We start from the raw sequence: 17947 nt of genomic DNA, 5'->3' as shown, positions 1-17947 counted from the left end.
CAGGCACATCGGCCCAACGACCAGCCCGGTCAGGATCGCCGGGTTGGTCCAGCCCATGCGCTGCTGTTCGATCACGGCGAAGACGGTGCCGCCCAGGCCGATGGCGGCGAGGGCTGCGCCGACGATATCGACACTCCCGGTGCGTGGGGCGGGGCCGTCAGCCAATCTGCCGGTGAGGACGAGGGTGACGGCAAGCGGCACGAGATTGACGGCGAACACCCAGCGCCAGCCGAAACCCTCGACGAGCAATCCGCCGAGCAGCGGACCGATCACGAAAGCGGTTCCGGTCCACGCCGTCCAGATCCCGATGGCGCGGGATTGCGCGGGGCCGACGAACCTGGCGTTCAGCATCGCCAGCGAGCTGGGAACCAGAAAGGCGGCGCCCACCCCCTGCACACAGCGCGCCGCGATCAACACCGCGCCGGTGGGTGCGGCCGCGCACAGCAGCGAAGCCAAGCCGAACGCGACGAGTCCGGCGCGCAGCACCCTCAATCGGCCGAAGGTGTCGGAGATCGCCCCGGCGACCAGGATCAGTGCGCCAAGTGTCAGCAGGTACCCATCGACGACCCACTGCTGGGTGACCAGCCCGCCGCCCAGATCAGCCTGGATGGCAGGCAGCGCGAGATTGACCACCGAGCCGTCGAGGAAGGCGACGAAGGACGCGAGCACCGCGGCCGCGACGAGCAGGCGGTCGTCACGCACTGCCACGAGCCGTCAGTCAGCGGCCGGTGCGGCGCCGGTGTCGTGGCTGTCCGCGTGCGCGGCGTGGATCGCCCGCTGGGCCACCCGGATCGCCAAGTAGGTCACCAGCGCGGCCACCCCGGTCAACGGCCAGCCCATCGCGATGCGGGCCACCCCCAGCCAGCCGGTCTGGTCCAAATCGTAGAGGTGACGCTGCACCACGAAACGCGACGCGAACACCAGTACCCAGGTCACCGTCGCGATGTCGAAGGCCAGCACCGCGCGCCGGCTGCTGCGCCAGGTGTGGTCGTGGCTCTGGATCCAGCTCCAGGCGTAGCCAACAATGGGCCGGCGGATCAGCACCGACAGGGCGAAGACCCCCGCCCAGATCAGCGACGTCCAGATGCCAAGCAGGAAGTAGCCTTTCGACGCCCCGACCATCCAGGCGATCAGGGCGCTGATCCCGACGCCGATGAAGCCGGAGACAGCGGGCTGCACGGAGTCGCGGCGAACCAGACGCCACACCAGGATCGCCGCGGCGACACCGAGCGCCGCGGCGATCGCGGGCACCAAACCAAACGCGGTATTCACCGGCACCAGCACGGCGACGGGCAACGCCGAATAGATCAGCCCACTGACACCGCCCATCTGGGCCAGCAACGCCTGGGCCGGAGTCCTCTCGGCAGCGGGCGGCTCGATATCGACGGAATCTTGCGAGCGATCGCTGTCTTCGACGGGAAGGCTCAAGTCTGGATCTCGTAATGCGGGTTGTAGATGGCCTTGGCACCGCTCTCCAGCGTGCCCAGCCGGCCGCGCACGCGCAGGGCGCGACCCGATTCGATACCGGGGATCCGGCGCTGTCCCAGCCAGACCAGGGTCACGGTGTCGGTACCGTCGAACAGCTCGGCACGTACCCCGCCGGCGCAGCCCTTGGCGTTCATCTCCACACTGCGCAGGGTGCCCACCATGGTGACCTCTTGGCCGCGCTGACAATCGATTGCTCGCTGCGCGCCGGTGGCAGCCGCCTCATCGGTGAGTTCTTCGACATCTCGCTGCTCAGGGTCCTCCGTCAACCGACGGGTGAGACGGCGGACAAAACTTTCGGCCGTAGCCATGGCCTCTCCTGATACTTCAGCGGATCACAATGCCAACGCAACGGTAGACCTGTTGGTTCCCTAATGCCACGTGGCATACCCGCGGCGACCGTTGCTAATCCGTCACAGGCAGGATCAGGAGATGACGATCACCTTCCGAGGCACCACCGCGGTGCTGTTGCCCGGGACAGGCTCCGACGACGACTACGTCTACCGGGCGTTCTCCGGGCCGCTACACGGGGTCGGCGCGGTGGTGTCGACGCCCGCGCCGCAACCGTCCCGGCTGGTCGCCAGTTACCTCGACGCGCTCGACAACGCCGCCCGTCAGGGGCCGATCATCGTCGGAGGCGTGTCCATCGGGGCGGCCGTGACGGTCGCATGGGCATTGGCTCACCCGAGCCACGCGGTGGCGGTGCTGGCCGCACTGCCGGCGTGGACCGGGGCCGCGCCGGCGGCGCCGGCCGCACTGTCGGCCCGGCACACCGCCCACCAGCTGCGCACCGCCGGACTGGTCGCCACAACCGCGCAGATGCGGGCGTCCAGCCCGGCCTGGCTGGCCGACGAGCTCACCCGCAGCTGGCTGGGCCAGTGGCCCGAACTGCCCGATGCGATGGAGGAAGCCGCCGCCTATGTCGCGCCGAACATCACCGAATTGGAGCGGCTGACCGTGCCCATGGGTGTGGTCGGGGCATCCGACGATCCGATCCATCCGCTGGAGGTGGCGCTGGAATGGGTGTCAGCGGCGCCGCGCGCGGCGCTGCGGACGGTCAGCCTCGACGACTTCGGCCCTGACCCGTCAGTGCTCGGGACGGCGTGCCTGGCCGCGCTGGACGAGGCGGCCGGTTAGGTCCCCGGGGGATCAGCCGCCGGTGCTGGAGCTGCGCAGCTGCTGCATGGCCGAGCCCGACGCGCTGCGCCGCTCAGTTGGCGGCTGGCCCTGCGCCTGCTGCTCCTGCACCAGCGCCTGCTGGGCCGCCACCATCTGAGCCTGCTGGGCAGCAGCCTGACGCAACTGTTCGAGCATCGGCTCGGGCAGGTTGACCGGCAGCGGGGTGCGCACCGGCAGCGGGGTGTCGCCGCGTCGAACAACTGTGTCGGACAACGCTTCTCGCGCTTCGACAACGAGGTTCGGCATGGCTTCTGGGGCGCCGTTGACCACGCAGCGGATCATCCAGCGATAGCCGTCGACCCCGATGAAACGGACCACGCCGGCGCCGGTACCAACCACCTCACGGCCCCAGGGGCCGGTCTCGATGGACACCGCAGCGTTGTCCTTGCGCAGCGAGTCGGCCAGCTCCGAGGCAACTTCCCGCCATAGGCCGGGTGACTTCGGTGCCGCGTAGGCCGCGATGGTGAACCGGCCGTTGGGCGTGACCACCCACACCGCGCTCGGCACACCAACCTCGTTCAACTCGACCTGGATCTGGCCGGCCGCCGGCATCGGGACCAGCACCGAACCGAGGTCGAGCCGGGCTTCCGCGGCGTCGTCGGGGTTGTCGAAGTCCTCGACGTCGAAAGGGCCGCCGTCGTAGTCGACGGTGGCGTCGCCATCGACGTCGTCGGGCTCAGCGGCCGCGGTGTCCTCGGTGGCCTCAGCGCCTTCGGGCGCCTCGTCCGCGGGAATCTTGGGTTCGTTCTTACGTCTGCCGAATGCCATCACAAACTCGCATGTCCGCCGGAGGATCCATGGCCGCCTTCGCCACGGGTGGTGTCAGCCAGTCCGGCCTCGTCGAACGAGGCCACCTCGACCAGCTCTGGGAGTTCGACCCGCTGGACCAGCAGTTGAGCGATGCGGTCACCGCGCCGAATCGCGATCGGCGCGGTCGGGTCGAGGTTGATCAACGACACTTTGATTTCGCCGCGATATCCGGCGTCGATCGTGCCGGGGCTGTTAACAATCGAAAGACCCACGCGCGCAGCCAAACCGGAGCGCGGATGGACGAGGCCGACCATGCCGTGCGGGATCGCCACGGCGATCCCGGTGCTCACCAGGGCACGGTGGCCGGGCGCCAGGTCGACGTCTTGCGCACTGAACAGATCCACGCCCGCATCGCCGTCATGGGCGCGGCTGGGCATCGGGAGATCGCGGTCTAGGCGAACCACCGCGAGACTGGTTGGCACGATGGCACAGACTACCCTTGGCCGCGTGTCTGGTTCGCGTGTGACCTCGCAAACCGTGCGTTATCGCGAGCGGCTCTGGGTGCCGTGGTGGTGGTGGCCGCTCGGTCTGGCGCTGGCAGCGCTGATCGCCAAGGAAGTCACCATGGGCGTGCGCACCCTGCCCGTCTGGCTGCCCTACACCCTGCTCGGCGCCGTCGCGGCGGGCGTGTTGCTGTGGCTGAGCCGCACCGAGGTCCGCGTGGTGACCGACGGCGCCGACGTCGAGCTGTGGGCCGGTCAGGCCCATCTACCGATGTCGGTGGTGTCACGGTCGGCCGAGATCCCGCGCACCGCGAAATCGGCAGCGCTGGGCCGCCAGCTCGATCCGGCCGCTTATGTCCTGCACCGCGGCTGGGTCGGCCCCCTTGTGCTGGTCGTCCTCGACGATCCCGACGATCCGACGCCGTACTGGCTGGTCAGCGTGCGCCACCCCGATCGGGTGCTGTCCGCGCTGAGGAGCTGATAGCCCGCTCCTCCCCAGCCCGTTCCGGCCCGCATCGGCGCGGGACGGCAGCTGACTGGCGCAGCTAGACCGCGCAGTCCGTGCAGATCATCACGCCGTTCTTGTCGCTGGCCAGGCGGCTCCGGTGGTGCACCAAAAAGCAGCTCGAGCAGGTGAACTCGTCGGCCTGCTTCGGGACGACCCGCACCGACAGCTCCTCGCCGGACAGGTCGGCACCGGGCAGCTCGAAGTTCTCGGCGGAGTCAGTTTCGTCGACATCGACCACCGCCGACTGCGCCTCATTGCGGCGAGCCTTCAGCTCCTCGAGCGAGTCCTCGGACACCTCATCGGTCTCAGTGCGCCGTGGGGCGTCGTAATCGGTAGCCATTGTTGTCCCCTCCAAACCTCAGCATGGCTTTGTATCAGCGTCGAACGGATCCGCCAAACGATTCGTGCCCAGAACCCCCATATCCGCGTGTGATTTACATCACATAGATCGATCTGATTCGACGGGCGTGTTCCGTCGGCACGCACCGCGTGCCTCTAGAGTGCATCCGTGGTCGCTCAAATCACGGAGGGCACGGCCTTCGACAAGAACGGTCGTCCGTTCCGTCGGCGAAACTACCTGCCCGGACTCATCGCCCTCGGTGTCATGTTCACGATCACCGCGGTGGTGTGGGCGTTCGTGCTGACCCGCCCGGTCGACGTACGGGAGGCCGCGGCCTGCAACCCGCCTCCACCCGCCGCCGATCCGGCCGCGCCCAAGCTCGGTGAACAGGTCTCGCACGCCTCGATGCTCGACGTCGCGCCGGCCAAACTTGTCGACACCAAGATCCGGGTCCTCAACGCCAGCGGCCAGGGCGGACAGGCCGGTGAGGTCGCCGGCGCACTGCGGGACGTCGGCTTCGCCCAGCCCACCGCGGCCAACGATCCGATCTACGCCAGCACACGGCTGAGCTGCCAGGGCCAGATCCGCTTCGGTTCCAGCGGCCGGGCCGCCGCGGCCGCGGTATGGCTGGTGGCACCCTGCGTCGAGCTCTTCCAGGACGACCGCAAGGACGACTCGGTGGACCTGTCGATCGGCACCGACTTCACCACCCTGGCCCACAGCGACGACATCGACGCCGTCCTGGCCGGTCTGCGCCCGGACGCCACCGAGCCCGCCGACTCGGCACTGATCAGCAAGATCCACAACGGCACCTGCTGAGCCGGCTATCCCAGGGGCCGCAGTCCCCCGGCCCGGTCCAACGCGTCGATGAGCGCGCCCGCGATGCCCGGACCGGCGGCCGCCACCAGCCCGCCCTCTTCGTCGACTGGCGGCAGCACCACCCGCGCGCCCGCCTCGGTCGCGATCAACGCACCCGCCGCCCAGTCCCAGACGTGCAGGCCGTGCTCGTAGTAGGCGTCGAGGCGACCGGCAGCGACCAGACAGAGATCCAGGGCGGCGGACCCGATCCGCCGCACGTCACGCACCTGCGGCAACAGCCGGGCCAGTAACGCAGATTGCTCGGCGCGCCGCTGCGGCGCATAGCCGAATCCGGTTCCCACCAACGCCATCGACAGGTCGGTCGAGACGCTGCAGTGCAATGCCCGGCGCTCGCCGCCACTGACCACGTCAGCGCCGTGACCCGCCGCCGCCGAATACATGTCGCCACTGACCACATCGGCGACCGCACCCGCCACCGACACGCCGTCGATCTGTGCGGCGATCGAAACCCCATACGCCGGAATGCCATAGACGAAGTTGACCGTGCCGTCGATCGGGTCGATCACCCAGCAGACGGCGCCGTCGTCACCGGCCGCCGGGCCGCCGCCCTCCTCGCCGAGGATCGCCTCGCCCGGCCGCAGCACGGCCAGCCGATCCCGCAGCAGCAGTTCGGTTTCGGTATCCACGACGGTCACCGGATCGGTCGGCGTGCTCTTCGTTTGGACCAGCCCGGGCCGCGCTGAATCCGAGGCCATCCTCTCCCCGTCGCCAAGCAGCTCCGACCGGCGCCGGCGGACGAATGCGGCGGCTTCGGCGGCCAACTGCTCGGCCACCGCCCGTAGTTGCTCAGGCCGGTTGTCAGTCACCCGCCTATCGCAGCACAGACAGACTCGCAGCCACTAGTGTGGGCAATCGCGCAGACCGCCCGCCTCGCTGAGGAGCAACCCCATGCCCGAGACCGAATCACCCACCCCCGGACAGAATCGCGGCTTCGGCGTCGATGTCGGCGGCAGCGGGGTCAAGGGCGGCGTCGTCGATCTCGACACCGGCCTGCTCATCGGGGACCGCTTCAAGTTGCCCACCCCGCAGCCGTCGACCCCGGCGGCGGTGGCCGCGACCGTCGCCGAGGTGGTTCGGCACTTCAACTGGACCGGCCCGCTGGGCGTCACCTACCCCGGCGTGGTGGTCAACGGCGTCGTACAGACCGCGGCCAACGTCGACAAGGGCTGGATCGGCACCAACGCCGCCGAGGTCATCAGCGGCGCGTTGGGCGGCCAACACGTCGTCGTTCTCAACGACGCCGACGCCGCCGGCATGGCCGAACAGCGCCACGGCGCCGGACGCAACAAGAACGGCGTCATCGTGCTGCTCACCTTTGGCACCGGAATCGGCTCCGCCGTGATTCACAACGGCCAGCTGCTACCCAACACCGAGTTCGGCCACCTCGAGGTGGGCGGCAAGGAGGCCGAGCACCGCGCCGCCTCCTCGGTGAAGGAGCGCAAAGAATGGAGCTACGAGCGGTGGACTGAAGAAGTCACAAAAGTGCTGGTCAGCATCGAGAATGCAATCTGGCCCGACTTGTTCATCGCGGGCGGCGGCATCAGCCGTAAGTCCGAGAAGTGGATCCCGCTGTTGAAGAACCGAACCCCGGTGGTTGCCGCGGAACTGCTGAACGAGGCGGGCATCGTGGGCGCGGCGATGGCGGCTCAGGCCGGCGTCACACGCTGATTTTTCGCCGCTCGCGCGGTAGATGCTCGCACTGTCGTTACAATGGTCGACGGCGGCCGCCTACCGGATAGCGGCGAGAATCCGCAACGAGATCCACGCCAACAGTCCTCATAGCCGACGCTTTCGGTGGAGCCCCCGCGCCCACCGAGAGCCAGCACGACCGAAAGGGTGTACGTGGCAGCGACCAAAGCAAGCCCGGCAACCGACGAGCCGGTGAAGCGCACCGCCACCAAGACTCCCGCAAAGAAGCCGGCGGCGAAGGCCGCTAACGGTTCCGCGCCCGCCAAGCGCGTCGCCAAGGCCGCGCCCCGCGCCGCCACTGCGGAAGCCGGCGATTCCGATCCCATCGACGCTGGTGACACGGCCCCGGCCAAGCCACGCGTCGCGAAGAAAGCCCCCGCGGCTCGTGGCCGCGGCAAGAAGGACGCGACGGCCGCCGACGGCGATGCCGAAGTCGGCACCGACGAGGACGTCGACACCGAACTCGACGGCGAACCCGATATCGACGTCGTCGTCGACGATGAACTGGAGCTCGACGATCTCGAAGTCGTCGTCGACGACGCTGACGAGGACGGCGATGAGGCCGCGACCACCAAGGCCCCCGCGGCCGCAGGTGAGGCCAGCGACGAGGAGGACATCTCAGAGCCGTCCGAAAAGGACAAGGCCTCCGGTGACTTCGTTTGGGACGAAGAGGAGTCCGAGGCGCTGCGCCAGGCCCGTAAAGACGCCGAGCTGACCGCTTCGGCCGACTCGGTTCGTGCCTACCTCAAGCAGATCGGCAAGGTCGCGCTGCTCAACGCCGAGGAGGAGGTCGAGCTCGCCAAGCGGATCGAGGCCGGCCTGTACGCCACTCAGCTGATGGTCGAGAAAACCGACAAGGGTGAGAAGCTGCCGGTCCAGCAGCGCCGCGACATGCAGTGGATCTGCCGCGACGGCGACCGCGCGAAGAACCATCTACTCGAGGCCAACCTGCGCCTGGTGGTGTCGCTGGCCAAGCGCTACACCGGCCGCGGCATGGCCTTCCTGGACCTCATCCAGGAGGGCAACCTGGGCCTGATCCGCGCGGTGGAGAAGTTCGACTACACCAAGGGTTACAAGTTCTCCACCTACGCCACCTGGTGGATCCGTCAGGCCATCACCCGCGCGATGGCCGACCAGGCCCGCACCATCCGTATCCCGGTGCACATGGTCGAGGTCATCAACAAGCTCGGCCGTATCCAGCGTGAGCTGCTTCAGGACCTGGGCCGCGAGCCCACTCCCGAAGAGCTGGCCAAGGAGATGGACATCACGCCGGAGAAGGTGCTGGAGATCCAGCAGTACGCGCGTGAGCCGATCTCACTGGATCAGACCATCGGCGACGAGGGTGACAGCCAGCTCGGCGATTTCATCGAGGACAGCGAGGCCGTCGTGGCCGTCGACGCGGTCTCGTTCACCCTGCTGCAGGATCAGCTGCAGTCGGTGCTCGAGACGCTCTCCGAGCGTGAAGCCGGTGTAGTGCGGCTGCGGTTCGGGCTGACCGACGGTCAGCCCCGCACCCTCGACGAGATCGGGCAGGTCTACGGCGTCACCCGCGAACGGATCCGCCAGATCGAGTCGAAGACCATGAGCAAGCTGCGCCACCCCAGCCGGTCTCAGGTACTGCGCGACTACCTCGACTAAGAGCCGCACCCCCGCGGTGGTCTCATCGCGGGGTGTCGCGTGGCGTCCTCGACAACTCGACCCGGTCCACTAGCCTGGAACTGCGTTTACCAGGTTCGTGAACGGGTAGTCGTGCGGCCAGCACGGAAGAGAGTTCGCCAGATGCCCGCGTCCATTGGTTCCATCCCTCGTCGTCGCTTCCGCGGGTCGACGCTGGTTGCCGCAATGGCGGTCGCCGCGCTGGTCGCTGCATCGGTGGTCGATCCCGCTTCGGCTTCGGCCGCCTCAGCGCCGTTGACCCGCACGGACTACGACTCCATCGCGGCTGGGGCCGAAAGCTACTCATATTGGGCCGAACAGGTCAAGGCACCAGATCGCGTCTCATATGTCGCGGATCCCGCAGGTCAGCGTGGCATCGTGCAGCGTATCGAGGTGAAGCCCGGTGATAACTACGTGTTCGAAACGGGCGGCAGCGGCGAACGGGCCGAGGTGACCAGGGTGGGCGATCTCGGAGGGTTCGTCGATGGGCAGACGATCGTGATGTCCTGGGGGCTGTTCATCGATTCGGCTTTCGCCAGCCCGCCGGGCGACTGGAACAACTTCGTCCAGCTACATGTGGCCGGCGGGTCTGGGCAATCGCCCTGGCAACTCAATCTCGTCGGGGATGGGGCCAACCTGAAGATGCGCCTTTTCGGGGGCGGCCAACTCAACGGGGCCGACCACCCACCTGGCTCCACTTCAGAGTGGTTCACGCTGGGTTCGCTACCTAAGCAGCAATGGCACGACTTCGTGATCGAGGTGCGGTTGGGTTGCACCGGAACGGGCTACGCCAAGATTTGGCGCGATGGGCAGAAGTTAGTAGACGCCCAGAACCGCAAGATCGGTTACTGCGGCGACCCGGGCCTGTACTGGAAACAAGGCTTCTACCGCGTTGCGTACGACAAAGCCACCCGAGTCTGGTTCAGCGATACGTTCCGGTGGGCCACAACGACGGATGCGTTCGCGAACTACGGATGGGATCCGCGCGCACTGTGACAGCCGGGTCGAGGTCACGGCCCTCATCGAGCCCGGACTTCTGGTGGAGATCGAGGCCGACGCCTACGCCGGCGACTCGAACGGCTGAAACCGGCCGTCAGGCCCCGGCCCGTACTGGGTGATTTTCGTCACGGCGGCGGCCGGCAGCGCACCGTAGAGGTGCGGGAACCGCATCGACTCGGGATCCGTTGGCACTCCAGGTTCCCAACGCACGGGCGCGTCCAGCGCTCGCGGGTCGATGTGCAGCAGTACCAAATCGGTCCGGCCGGCGTAGAGCCGGTTGGCGGGCAGGTGGACCTGCTCGGGCGTCGAAAGGTGGACGAATCCGACTTCGGTCAGCGAGACGGGGCAAAGTTCCCCGGCGGCCTCGGCTGCGTCCCAGTCTCGCTGTCCGCAGAGGTGGAGTAGGAGATCCGGATTCGGGTACATACGACCACACTGCACCACCTGCAACAGCACAGGGCGTGAGACACGACACAGCGTTAAACCACCGGGGAACAAGGCCGAAACAGAGAACGTCTGAGACAGTGGAGATACGTGACGGTGACGCCAAGTCACCGGAGCGCTGAGCACCTTACGGAGGAGCCCAATGATGAACGCGACCCTGACCAGTCCCGAGTTGACCAAGGCTGATCGCTGCGACCGCTGTGGTGCGGCCGCTCGGGTCCGCGCAAAGCTTCCTTCAGGTGCCGAGCTCCTGTTCTGCCAGCACCACGCCAACGAGCACCAGGCCAAGCTTGTCGAGCTCGCCGCGGTGATCGAAGTCGCTGCGTCGGAGGCATAACCACAACTCACGGCCGCGTCGCTGGGCAGGACTGCCGTCGTCAGGAATGCTGGTCTGGTCATGACTGACCATCCCGCCAAGCCATCACGCCATCACATCTGGCGAATCTCGAAACGGACGTTGTCCAAGAGCTGGGACGACTCGATCTTCTCCGAGTCCGCTCAGGCCGGCTTCTGGTCGGTGCTGTCGCTCCCCCCGCTGCTGCTGGGCGTGCTCGGCAGCCTGGCCTACATCGCGCCGCTCTTCGGGCCCGATACGTTGCCGACGATCGAGAACCAGCTGATCAACTTCGCCGACAGCTTCTTCTCGAAGAACGTGGTGAACGAGATCATCGAGCCGACGGTCCGCGACATCGTGCAGGGGGCCCGCGGGGAGGTGGTCTCGGTGGGCTTCGTGATCAGCCTGTGGGCCGGCTCGTCGGCCATCTCGGCGTTCGTCGACTCGGTGGTGGAAGCCCACGATCAGACGCCGCTGCGCCATCCCGTGCGGCAGCGGTTCTTCGCGTTGGGCCTGTACGTGGTGATGCTGGTGTTCGTCATCGCCGCGGCGCCCGTCGTCGCGGTCGGTCCGCGCAAGATCTCGTCATACCTGCCCGACAGCTGGGACAACGTCCTGCAGTACGGCTACTACCCCACTCTGGTGCTAGCCCTCGTTCTGGCGGTGACCATCCTGTACCGGGTGTCGCTACCCAAGCCGCTGCCGACGCATCGTCTGGTGTGGGGTGCGGTCCTGGCGACGGCGGTGTTCGTGGTCGCCACCATGGGACTGCGGTTCTACCTGACCTGGATCACCAGCACCGGCTACACCTACGGGGCGCTCGCGACGCCGATCGCGTTTCTGCTGTTCGCGTTCTTTCTCGGCTTCGCGATCATGATCGGCGCCGAACTCAATGCCGCGATCGAAGAGGAATGGCCGGCCCCGACCCCGCACGCCGACCGGGTGCGGACGTGGTTGCGGCACAAGGCGAAGGCGATGGGCGACAAGGACGCCGAAGACGTGCCCGACCCGCAGCCCGAGGATAAGGCCCCGGTCAGCCCTTCTTGAGATTCTCGTAGACGCGCTTGCAATCCGGGCAGACCGGCGACCCGGGTTTGGCCGCGCGAGTGACCGGGAACACCTCACCGCAGAGCGCGACGACATGGGTGCCCATCACGGCGCTCTCGGCGATCTTTTCCTTCTTGACGTAGTGGAAGACCTTCGGCGTGTCATCGTCGGTGCCGTCGTCGACGCGTTCGTCGGTGTCGGTGCGCTCGATCGTCTGAGTCTGCATAGAAGACATTGTGCCCGGTCGGACGGCCGGATGAAACTGACCTGCATATCGACCGAAGAATGTGGAACAGTGGAGCTATGAAGCGTGAGCTGGGGTTCGATGACGAAGGTCGACCCGTGCTCATTACCGCTGCCGCTCCGGCTTATGAGGAGCAGCACCGCCGGCGGGTGCGAAAGTACTTGACGATCATGTCTTTTCGGATCCCGGCACTGATCCTGGCGGCCGCGGCCTACGGGTTATGGCACAACGGGCTGATCTCGCTGGCGATCATCGCGGTGTCGCTGCCGCTGCCGTGGATGGCGGTGCTGATCGCCAATGATCGCCCGCCGCGCAGTGCCGAGGAGCCGCGCCGGTTCAATGACACCCCGCGGCGCACTCAGCTGTTCCCGCGCCCCGAACCTCCCGCGCTCAACACCGGGATCTCCGCAGCGCAACCGCATTCGGCCGACGGCACCGACCACAGTTCCCGCTGAGCGCTTAAGTCGTCATTTCTCAGGACATTCTCAGGGCTTCGCGGCATTCCCGCACGTCAGAGGGTGTGAGAAGGCGGCCCCATGGGAACTCTTTGCTCCGGTCGAACGTTGGACCGTTTGACAGTTGCAGCCGATCAGGAGGCCAACCATGGCAAATGCCACCACCAGCCGATTTGATAGCGATCTGGACGCCCAGAGTCCAGCCGCCGACCTGGTGCGCGTGTATCTGAACGGCATCGGTAAGACCGCCCTGCTCACCGCGGAGGATGAGGTCGAACTGGCCAAGCGCATCGAGGCCGGCTTGTTCGCGGCACATCTGCTCCAGACCCGCAAGCGGCTCAGCGATAACCGCAAACGTGATCTGGCAACCGTGGTTCGCGACGGGCAGGCCGCCCGAAGCCACCTGCTCGAGGCCAACCTGCGCCTGGTGGTGTCGCTGGCCAAGCGCTACACCGGGCGGGGCATGCCACTGCTGGATCTCATCCAGGAGGGCAACCTGGGCCTGATCCGGGCGATGGAGAAGTTCGACTACACCAAGGGATTCAAGTTCTCCACCTACGCCACCTGGTGGATCCGTCAGGCCATCACCCGCGGCATGGCCGACCAGAGCCGCACCATCCGGCTGCCGGTGCACCTCGTGGAGCAGGTCAACAAGCTGGCTCGCATCAAGCGCGAGATGCATCAGAACCTCGGCCGCGAGGCCACTGACGAGGAACTGGCCGAAGAGTCGGGCATCCCGGAAGAGAAGATCGCCGATCTGCTGGCCCACAGCCGCGACCCGGTCAGCCTCGACATGCCGGTCGGCAGTGACGAAGAGGCCCCGCTGGGTGACTTCATCGAGGACTCCGAGGCCATGTCGGCGGAGAACGCCGTAATCGCCGAGCTTCTGCACACCGACATCCGCCACGTGCTGGCCACGCTGGATGAGCGTGAGCAGCAGGTGATCCGGCTGCGGTTCGGCCTCGATGACGGCCAGCCCCGCACCCTCGACCAGATCGGCAAGCTGTTCGGCCTGTCCCGCGAGCGCGTCCGCCAGATCGAGCGCGAGGTTATGTCCAAGTTGCGCAACGGCGATCGGGCTGACCGGCTGCGGTCGTACGCCAGCTAAATTCAGCAACCCCCTTAGTGTGCCCGTCGGCGATGCCGGCGGGCACACTGCTCTGGCGCGATGGTGTTGCACACCCATTTCCCCAGCTCGCCAAGTAGACTCGGGGCCGAAGAAGGGTGCCTTATGAACGACCTGGTCGATACCACCGAGATGTATCTCCGCACGATCTACGACCTCGAAGAAGAGGGCGTAATCCCCCTGCGCGCGCGCATTGCCGAGCGGCTGGAGCAGAGCGGTCCGACGGTCAGCCAGACCGTGGCCCGCATGGAGCGCGACGGCCTGTTGCATGTGGCCGGCGACCGACACCTCGAGCTCACCGACAAGGGCCGCGGACTGGCCGTGTCGGTGATGCGCAAGCACCGGCTGGCCGAGCGCCTGCTCGTGGACGTCATCGGACTCCCGTGGGAAGAGGTGCACGCCGAGGCTTGCAAGTGGGAGCACGTGATGAGCGAGGACGTCGAGCGCCGCCTGGTGCAGGTTCTCGACGACCCCACGGTGTCCCCGTTCGGCAACCCCATCCCGGGCCTGTCCCTGCTGGGCCTGGATATGAACCAGCGTGAGGACTCCCACTTGGTGCGGCTCACCGAGCTCCCGCCCGGCACCCCTGTTGCCGTGGTGGTCCGCCAGCTGACCGAGCACGTCCAAGGTGACGTGGAGTTGATCGGCATGCTCAAGGACGCCGGCGTGGTGCCCAATGCGCGGGTGCAGGTCGAGAACACCCCGAGCGGCAGCGTGACCATCGTGATCGCAGGGCACGAGAACGTGCAGCTCCCCCACGAAATGGCCCACGCCGTCAAGGTTGAGAAGGTCTAGTGCGGCACTAGACGGCGCGACGGCCGAACGACCGGCGCGGCGGAAGCCGCACCCCGAGCCGCTTGGCCAGCCGATACCCCGTACCGGCAAGCTCACGAATCTGCTCGGGTCGCATGCCGGACTGCAGCGCAGTGTCGAGCATGCCGGCCATCCGGTGCTCGGGGTCGGTGCGCAACGCCGCCTCCAGCGATAGCCCCGCCAGCGGGCCGTCACCGCGCGCATAGGCCGAGAAAGCCAGCAGCACAAGCGCTTCGATTCGCCACGGCTCAGGAAGCGTGCGCGCCAGCAGCGCCCACAATGCCTCCGCCCGCGCGGCGTCGGCGCCGACGGCCAAGGCATACAGCGTGTCGCGGACCGCGACATCGGTCAGCGCGCAGGCCAACGCCGCCAGCTCGGCATCGTCCAACTCCTCACCATCGCATACCCGGACGCCCAGCGTCATCGCCGCCTCCACGTCCCGCCGGCCGCAGCCGTCGGGATCGGTGCGCCAGTCCGCTTCCCGCGTCTCGCCACGTTCGGAGATGACCGGAACCAGTGCCGCACTGCGGTTTTCGTCGGCCACCGCGATGACTGCCTGGAGATCGGCCCTGCGCCGATAGAGCCGGCGCCCGTCGAGCACGGCGGCAGCCGCCAACGGCGATGCCATCGGATCGTCCACCGCACCGAATGCCCCGCACCCATCAACGCAGTGCCAGCGCCCGCCTGCCTCGACCCGGTCGACGACGTGGCCCGCGTAGAGCTCCATGTCATGGGCCGACAGCGCCGACGTCAGCTCATCGCACAGGTCGCGATAATCCTGGTTGCACATCGGGCACCTCGCGCCTTCGGCGTCCACGATCACCGCGACCGCCGTGTCTGCCCCCGAAGCGGACGCAAGCTCGGCCAGGCGGCTGAGATCGCCGTCGAGCGCCTTGGGCAGGTCGATGCGCATCACCGCACCCATCTCGCCGTGTTCGAGGGACACCAGCACCAGCGACTGTTCCGGCACGAAGCCGAGAACGGCGGGCAGGGCGGCGATCAGCGCGCCGGGTCGGGTGAAGCGGTAGTCAGGTTTGTGTGTGGTCATGGGTAGTGACGCTGTCAATCAGCACCGTCGAGATCGCGCCGCCCGCGCACGCGGGAGCCCGGCCCTGTGGATGAAGTCGAGACTGGGGATCAGCGACTATGCGCGAGAGAGCAGATTGTTCATGTCGTATTGACATCGTCGGCATGCAAGATTCGGCAAACCGGCGTACACCTTGTCCTCATGGGTTTGGAATACGACCTCGTCGTCATCGGCTCGGGTCCCGGCGGCCAGAAGGCCGCCATCGCCGCGGCCAAGCTGGGCAAGTCGGTGGCCGTCATCGAGCGGGGCCACATGATCGGCGGCGTCTGCGTCCAGACCGGCACGATCCCGTCCAAGACGCTGCGCGAGGCAGTGCTGTACCTGACCGGTATGAGCCAGCGCGAACTCTACGGAGCCAGCTACCGGGTCAAGGACAAGATCACGCCTGCCGATCTGCTCGCCCGCACCCAGCACGTGATCGGCAAAGAAGTCGACGTGATCCGAAACCAGTTGATGCGCAACGGTGTTGAGCTCTACATGGGCCGTGGCCGGTTCCTCGACGAGCACACCCTGATGATCGAGGACCCGACCAGGGCCGAACATTTCACCATCAGCGGCCGCTATGTCGTCGTCGCGACCGGCACCAAACCGGCGCGGCCGGCCGGGATCGAGTTCGACGAGAACCGGGTGCTGGACTCCGACGGCATTCTCGACCTGAAGAACATCCCCAGCTCGATGGTGGTGGTCGGCGCCGGAGTCATCGGCATCGAGTACGCCTCGATGTTCGCCGCGCTGGGCACCAAAGTCACCGTCGTGGAGAAGCGCGACACGATGCTGGACTTCTGCGACCCCGAGATCGTCGAGGCGCTGCGCTTCCACCTGCGCGACCTGGCGGTGACCTTCCGGTTCGGCGAGGAAGTGACCGCCGTCGACGTCGGTTCGGCCGGCACGGTGACCACACTGGCCAGCGGCAAGCAGATTCCGGCTGAGACCGTTATGTACTCGGCCGGCCGGCAGGGCCAGACCGACCACCTCGATCTCGAGAACGCCGGCCTGGAGGCCGACAGCCGCGGCCGGATCTATGTCGACGACAAGACGTTCCAGACCAAGGTCGACCACATCTACGCCGTCGGTGACGTCATCGGCTTCCCGGCTCTGGCGGCCACCTCGATGGAACAAGGCCGACTGGCCGCCTACCACGCCTTCGGTGAGCCGACGGCCGGGATGACCCAGCTGCAGCCGATCGGCATCTACTCGATCCCTGAGGTGTCCTACGTCGGCGCCACCGAGCAGCAGCTGACCAAGGATTCGATCCCCTACGAGGTCGGGGTGTCCCGCTACCGCGAGCTGGCGCGCGGCCAGATCGCCGGTGACTCCTACGGCATGTTGAAGCTGCTGGTGTCCACCGATGACCTGAAGGTGCTGGGCGTCCACATCTTCGGCACCGCCGCCACCGAGCTGGTGCACATCGGCCAGGCGGTGATGGGCTGCGGGGGGACGATCGAGTACCTCGTCGACGCCGTCTTCAACTACCCCACGTTCTCAGAGGCCTACAAGGTCGCAGCGCTGGACGTGATGAACAAGCTGCGGGCCCTGAACCAGTTCCGCCGCTAGCTCAGCACTCGCTGTCGAGCGCCACGGGCGCGTCGTCTCCCGGACCGCCCGCCTCGGCGCGCACCAGCAGATCAGACGTCGCTGAGTCGAATGGCGGCGAGTAGGAGATGTCATCCTGGCAGCCGCCACCGTCGCGGCCGCCGATCACACCGACGACCGTCGAGCCCTTGATCCACGGCCCACCGCTGGTTCCGTCGACCAGCCCGCCACAACGCAACGACGGGTACCCGCCCTGGTCCATGCCCGCTGCCGTGTCGCAGCCCAGCGGCGGCCCGCCGACGCCCAATGGGTACCCGACCACCGTCACCGGCGCGGGATCGCCGGGGGCCACGCCCAGCGTCAGCGCCTGACCGGCGACCGATTCGACAGCCCCGCCCGCGACGCGACTGACCCGCGCGAAGGCGTAGTCGGCCTTGGGGTCCTGGGAGGCGAGCCAGCGAGGATCGAGGTAGACGGCGTCGACGGTCCACACGTCATCGGGCGCAGCCTTGTCGTCGAACGCCGGTACGAAGGTGACCGGGACGCCCGCGGTCAGGCAGTGCGCGGCGGTCAGGATCAAATTCTGGGCCGTGGAGTGGACCACCGACGCGGTGCACGTGTGGGAATCGCTGCCGCCAAGGAACAGCGCCCCCACCGCTGGCTGGGGTGTCACCGGCCGGGCACTCGTGGTCACCGACCGCGCGACGGCGACCTCGGCAGCCTTGACCGGCAGTTCGGACGACGCGTGGCAGCCTGCCACCAGCACCGTGACCACCACCAGGTTCAGCGCCGCCGAAACCGTCCGCATCTGCACGATCATGCCTGATGCGGGAGCTGCGGACCCGTCGAGTTCACAGCCATCGGGGAACGACGGGC

Annotated in this window: 22 protein-coding genes and 2 pseudogenes; 13 read left to right on the top strand and 11 right to left on the bottom strand. The window is 67.3% G+C overall.

The features are described from left to right. Positions 1 to 51: 51 nt before the first annotated feature. From G6N38_RS30825 to G6N38_RS22895, 3 genes and pseudogenes are all read right to left on the bottom strand, one after another. A pseudogene (locus tag G6N38_RS30825) lies at positions 52 to 633 on the bottom strand (MFS transporter); the annotation flags it as partial. An 81-nt stretch (positions 634 to 714) separates the two neighbouring features. Next, positions 715 to 1428 carry a DUF3159 domain-containing protein gene (locus G6N38_RS22900; protein WP_407662800.1) on the bottom strand — a complete coding sequence of 238 codons (714 nt, stop codon included), beginning with the start codon at positions 1426 to 1428 and terminating at the stop codon, positions 715 to 717. Then, positions 1425 to 1796, bottom strand: coding sequence for an OB-fold nucleic acid binding domain-containing protein (locus G6N38_RS22895; protein WP_163750279.1), 372 nt, complete (start codon positions 1794 to 1796; stop codon positions 1425 to 1427). Before G6N38_RS22895 ends, G6N38_RS22900 begins: the two co-directional genes overlap by 4 nt. Before the next feature lie 121 nt (positions 1797 to 1917). Between G6N38_RS22895 and G6N38_RS22890 the strand changes: the two genes are divergently transcribed. Further along, positions 1918 to 2622 (top strand): alpha/beta fold hydrolase, encoded by a 705-nt coding sequence (locus G6N38_RS22890; protein ID WP_163750278.1) that lies wholly within the window; start codon positions 1918 to 1920, stop codon positions 2620 to 2622. A gap of 12 nt (positions 2623 to 2634) precedes the next feature. Here the strand turns inward: G6N38_RS22890 and G6N38_RS22885 are convergent, their stop codons facing one another. Both G6N38_RS22885 and dut read right to left on the bottom strand, forming a co-directional pair. Then, positions 2635 to 3435 carry a DUF3710 domain-containing protein gene (locus tag G6N38_RS22885; protein WP_407662799.1) on the bottom strand — a complete coding sequence of 267 codons (801 nt, stop codon included), beginning with the start codon at positions 3433 to 3435 and terminating at the stop codon, positions 2635 to 2637. Then, entirely contained in the window at positions 3432 to 3896 is a 465-nt protein-coding gene (dut, locus tag G6N38_RS22880) for a dUTP diphosphatase (RefSeq protein WP_163750276.1), read from the bottom strand. Before dut ends, G6N38_RS22885 begins: the two co-directional genes overlap by 4 nt. Position 3897: 1 nt before the next feature. Between dut and G6N38_RS22875 the strand changes: the two genes are divergently transcribed. After that, complete coding sequence (locus G6N38_RS22875) at positions 3898 to 4398, top strand: DUF3093 domain-containing protein (RefSeq protein WP_407662798.1); 501 nt, start codon at positions 3898 to 3900, stop codon at positions 4396 to 4398. Positions 4399 to 4462: 64 nt separating this feature from the next. Here G6N38_RS22875 and G6N38_RS22870 read toward each other — a convergent pair whose 3' ends face one another. After that, entirely contained in the window at positions 4463 to 4765 is a 303-nt protein-coding gene (locus G6N38_RS22870; protein ID WP_163750274.1) for a DUF4193 domain-containing protein, read from the bottom strand. A 168-nt stretch (positions 4766 to 4933) separates the two neighbouring features. On the opposite strand from G6N38_RS22870, the gene cei reads away from it, so the two are divergent. Further along, on the top strand, positions 4934 to 5584 hold the full coding sequence (cei, locus tag G6N38_RS22865; protein WP_163750273.1) for an envelope integrity protein Cei: 651 nt from the start codon (positions 4934 to 4936) through the stop codon (positions 5582 to 5584). 5 nt (positions 5585 to 5589) lie between these two features. Here cei and G6N38_RS22860 read toward each other — a convergent pair whose 3' ends face one another. Next, on the bottom strand, positions 5590 to 6450 hold the full coding sequence (locus G6N38_RS22860; protein WP_163750272.1) for an inositol monophosphatase family protein: 861 nt from the start codon (positions 6448 to 6450) through the stop codon (positions 5590 to 5592). Positions 6451 to 6532: 82 nt separating this feature from the next. On the opposite strand from G6N38_RS22860, the gene ppgK reads away from it, so the two are divergent. From ppgK to G6N38_RS22840, 4 genes and pseudogenes are all read left to right on the top strand, one after another. Further along, positions 6533 to 7312 (top strand): polyphosphate--glucose phosphotransferase, encoded by a 780-nt coding sequence (ppgK, locus tag G6N38_RS22855; RefSeq protein ID WP_163750271.1) that lies wholly within the window; start codon positions 6533 to 6535, stop codon positions 7310 to 7312. Between the two features lie 174 nt (positions 7313 to 7486). Next, positions 7487 to 8971: an RNA polymerase sigma factor gene (locus G6N38_RS22850; protein ID WP_163750270.1), complete on the top strand. Its 1485-nt coding sequence runs from the start codon at positions 7487 to 7489 to the stop codon at positions 8969 to 8971. A gap of 141 nt (positions 8972 to 9112) precedes the next feature. Beyond that, complete coding sequence (locus G6N38_RS22845) at positions 9113 to 9985, top strand: heparin lyase I family protein (protein WP_163750269.1); 873 nt, start codon at positions 9113 to 9115, stop codon at positions 9983 to 9985. After that, positions 9984 to 10073 (top strand): annotated as a pseudogene (locus G6N38_RS22840) (RidA family protein); the annotation flags it as partial. The gene G6N38_RS22845 and the pseudogene G6N38_RS22840, both read left to right, overlap by 2 nt. Here the strand turns inward: G6N38_RS22840 and G6N38_RS22835 are convergent. Next, positions 10049 to 10414: a DUF952 domain-containing protein gene (locus G6N38_RS22835; RefSeq protein ID WP_163750268.1), complete on the bottom strand. Its 366-nt coding sequence runs from the start codon at positions 10412 to 10414 to the stop codon at positions 10049 to 10051. The pseudogene G6N38_RS22840 and the gene G6N38_RS22835 overlap by 25 nt on opposite strands. A gap of 163 nt (positions 10415 to 10577) precedes the next feature. On the opposite strand from G6N38_RS22835, the gene G6N38_RS22830 reads away from it, so the two are divergent. Beyond that, positions 10578 to 10769 (top strand): DUF7455 domain-containing protein, encoded by a 192-nt coding sequence (locus G6N38_RS22830; RefSeq protein WP_108059338.1) that lies wholly within the window; start codon positions 10578 to 10580, stop codon positions 10767 to 10769. A gap of 60 nt (positions 10770 to 10829) precedes the next feature. Beyond that, positions 10830 to 11813 carry a YihY/virulence factor BrkB family protein gene (locus tag G6N38_RS22825; protein ID WP_163750267.1) on the top strand — a complete coding sequence of 328 codons (984 nt, stop codon included), beginning with the start codon at positions 10830 to 10832 and terminating at the stop codon, positions 11811 to 11813. Here G6N38_RS22825 and G6N38_RS22820 read toward each other — a convergent pair. Next, positions 11800 to 12039: a DUF3039 domain-containing protein gene (locus G6N38_RS22820; protein WP_197748097.1), complete on the bottom strand. Its 240-nt coding sequence runs from the start codon at positions 12037 to 12039 to the stop codon at positions 11800 to 11802. The two genes, G6N38_RS22825 and G6N38_RS22820, sit on opposite strands and share 14 nt — an antisense overlap. Before the next feature lie 59 nt (positions 12040 to 12098). On the opposite strand from G6N38_RS22820, the gene G6N38_RS22815 reads away from it, so the two are divergent. The 3 genes from G6N38_RS22815 to G6N38_RS22805 all read left to right on the top strand — a co-directional run bounded on the left by G6N38_RS22815 (position 12099) and on the right by G6N38_RS22805 (position 14433). After that, positions 12099 to 12512 (top strand): DUF3099 domain-containing protein, encoded by a 414-nt coding sequence (locus G6N38_RS22815; RefSeq protein WP_163750265.1) that lies wholly within the window; start codon positions 12099 to 12101, stop codon positions 12510 to 12512. 148 nt (positions 12513 to 12660) lie between these two features. Beyond that, positions 12661 to 13620 carry a sigma-70 family RNA polymerase sigma factor gene (locus G6N38_RS22810; protein WP_163750264.1) on the top strand — a complete coding sequence of 320 codons (960 nt, stop codon included), beginning with the start codon at positions 12661 to 12663 and terminating at the stop codon, positions 13618 to 13620. A 123-nt stretch (positions 13621 to 13743) separates the two neighbouring features. Then, complete coding sequence (locus G6N38_RS22805; protein ID WP_163750263.1) at positions 13744 to 14433, top strand: iron-dependent transcriptional repressor DtxR; 690 nt, start codon at positions 13744 to 13746, stop codon at positions 14431 to 14433. 7 nt (positions 14434 to 14440) lie between these two features. Here the strand turns inward: G6N38_RS22805 and G6N38_RS22800 are convergent, their stop codons facing one another. Then, entirely contained in the window at positions 14441 to 15499 is a 1059-nt protein-coding gene (locus G6N38_RS22800) for a DUF4192 domain-containing protein (protein WP_163750262.1), read from the bottom strand. A 180-nt stretch (positions 15500 to 15679) separates the two neighbouring features. Here G6N38_RS22800 and sthA point away from each other — a divergent pair, with 180 nt between their 5' ends. Next, the gene (gene sthA, locus G6N38_RS22795; RefSeq protein WP_163750261.1) at positions 15680 to 17092 is read left to right on the top strand and encodes a Si-specific NAD(P)(+) transhydrogenase; all 1413 of its coding nucleotides are present in this window, start codon (positions 15680 to 15682) and stop codon (positions 17090 to 17092) included. Between the two features lies 1 nt (position 17093). Here sthA and G6N38_RS22790 read toward each other — a convergent pair whose 3' ends face one another. Then, entirely contained in the window at positions 17094 to 17879 is a 786-nt protein-coding gene (locus tag G6N38_RS22790) for a trypsin-like serine peptidase (RefSeq protein WP_163750260.1), read from the bottom strand. Positions 17880 to 17947 lie beyond the last annotated feature (68 nt).

Origin of the sequence: Mycolicibacterium helvum, from assembly GCF_010731895.1 — a bacterium.
Classification (GTDB): Bacteria; Actinomycetota; Actinomycetes; order Mycobacteriales; family Mycobacteriaceae; genus Mycobacterium; species Mycobacterium helvum.
This window is presented reverse-complemented; position numbering and strand designations above follow the sequence as displayed.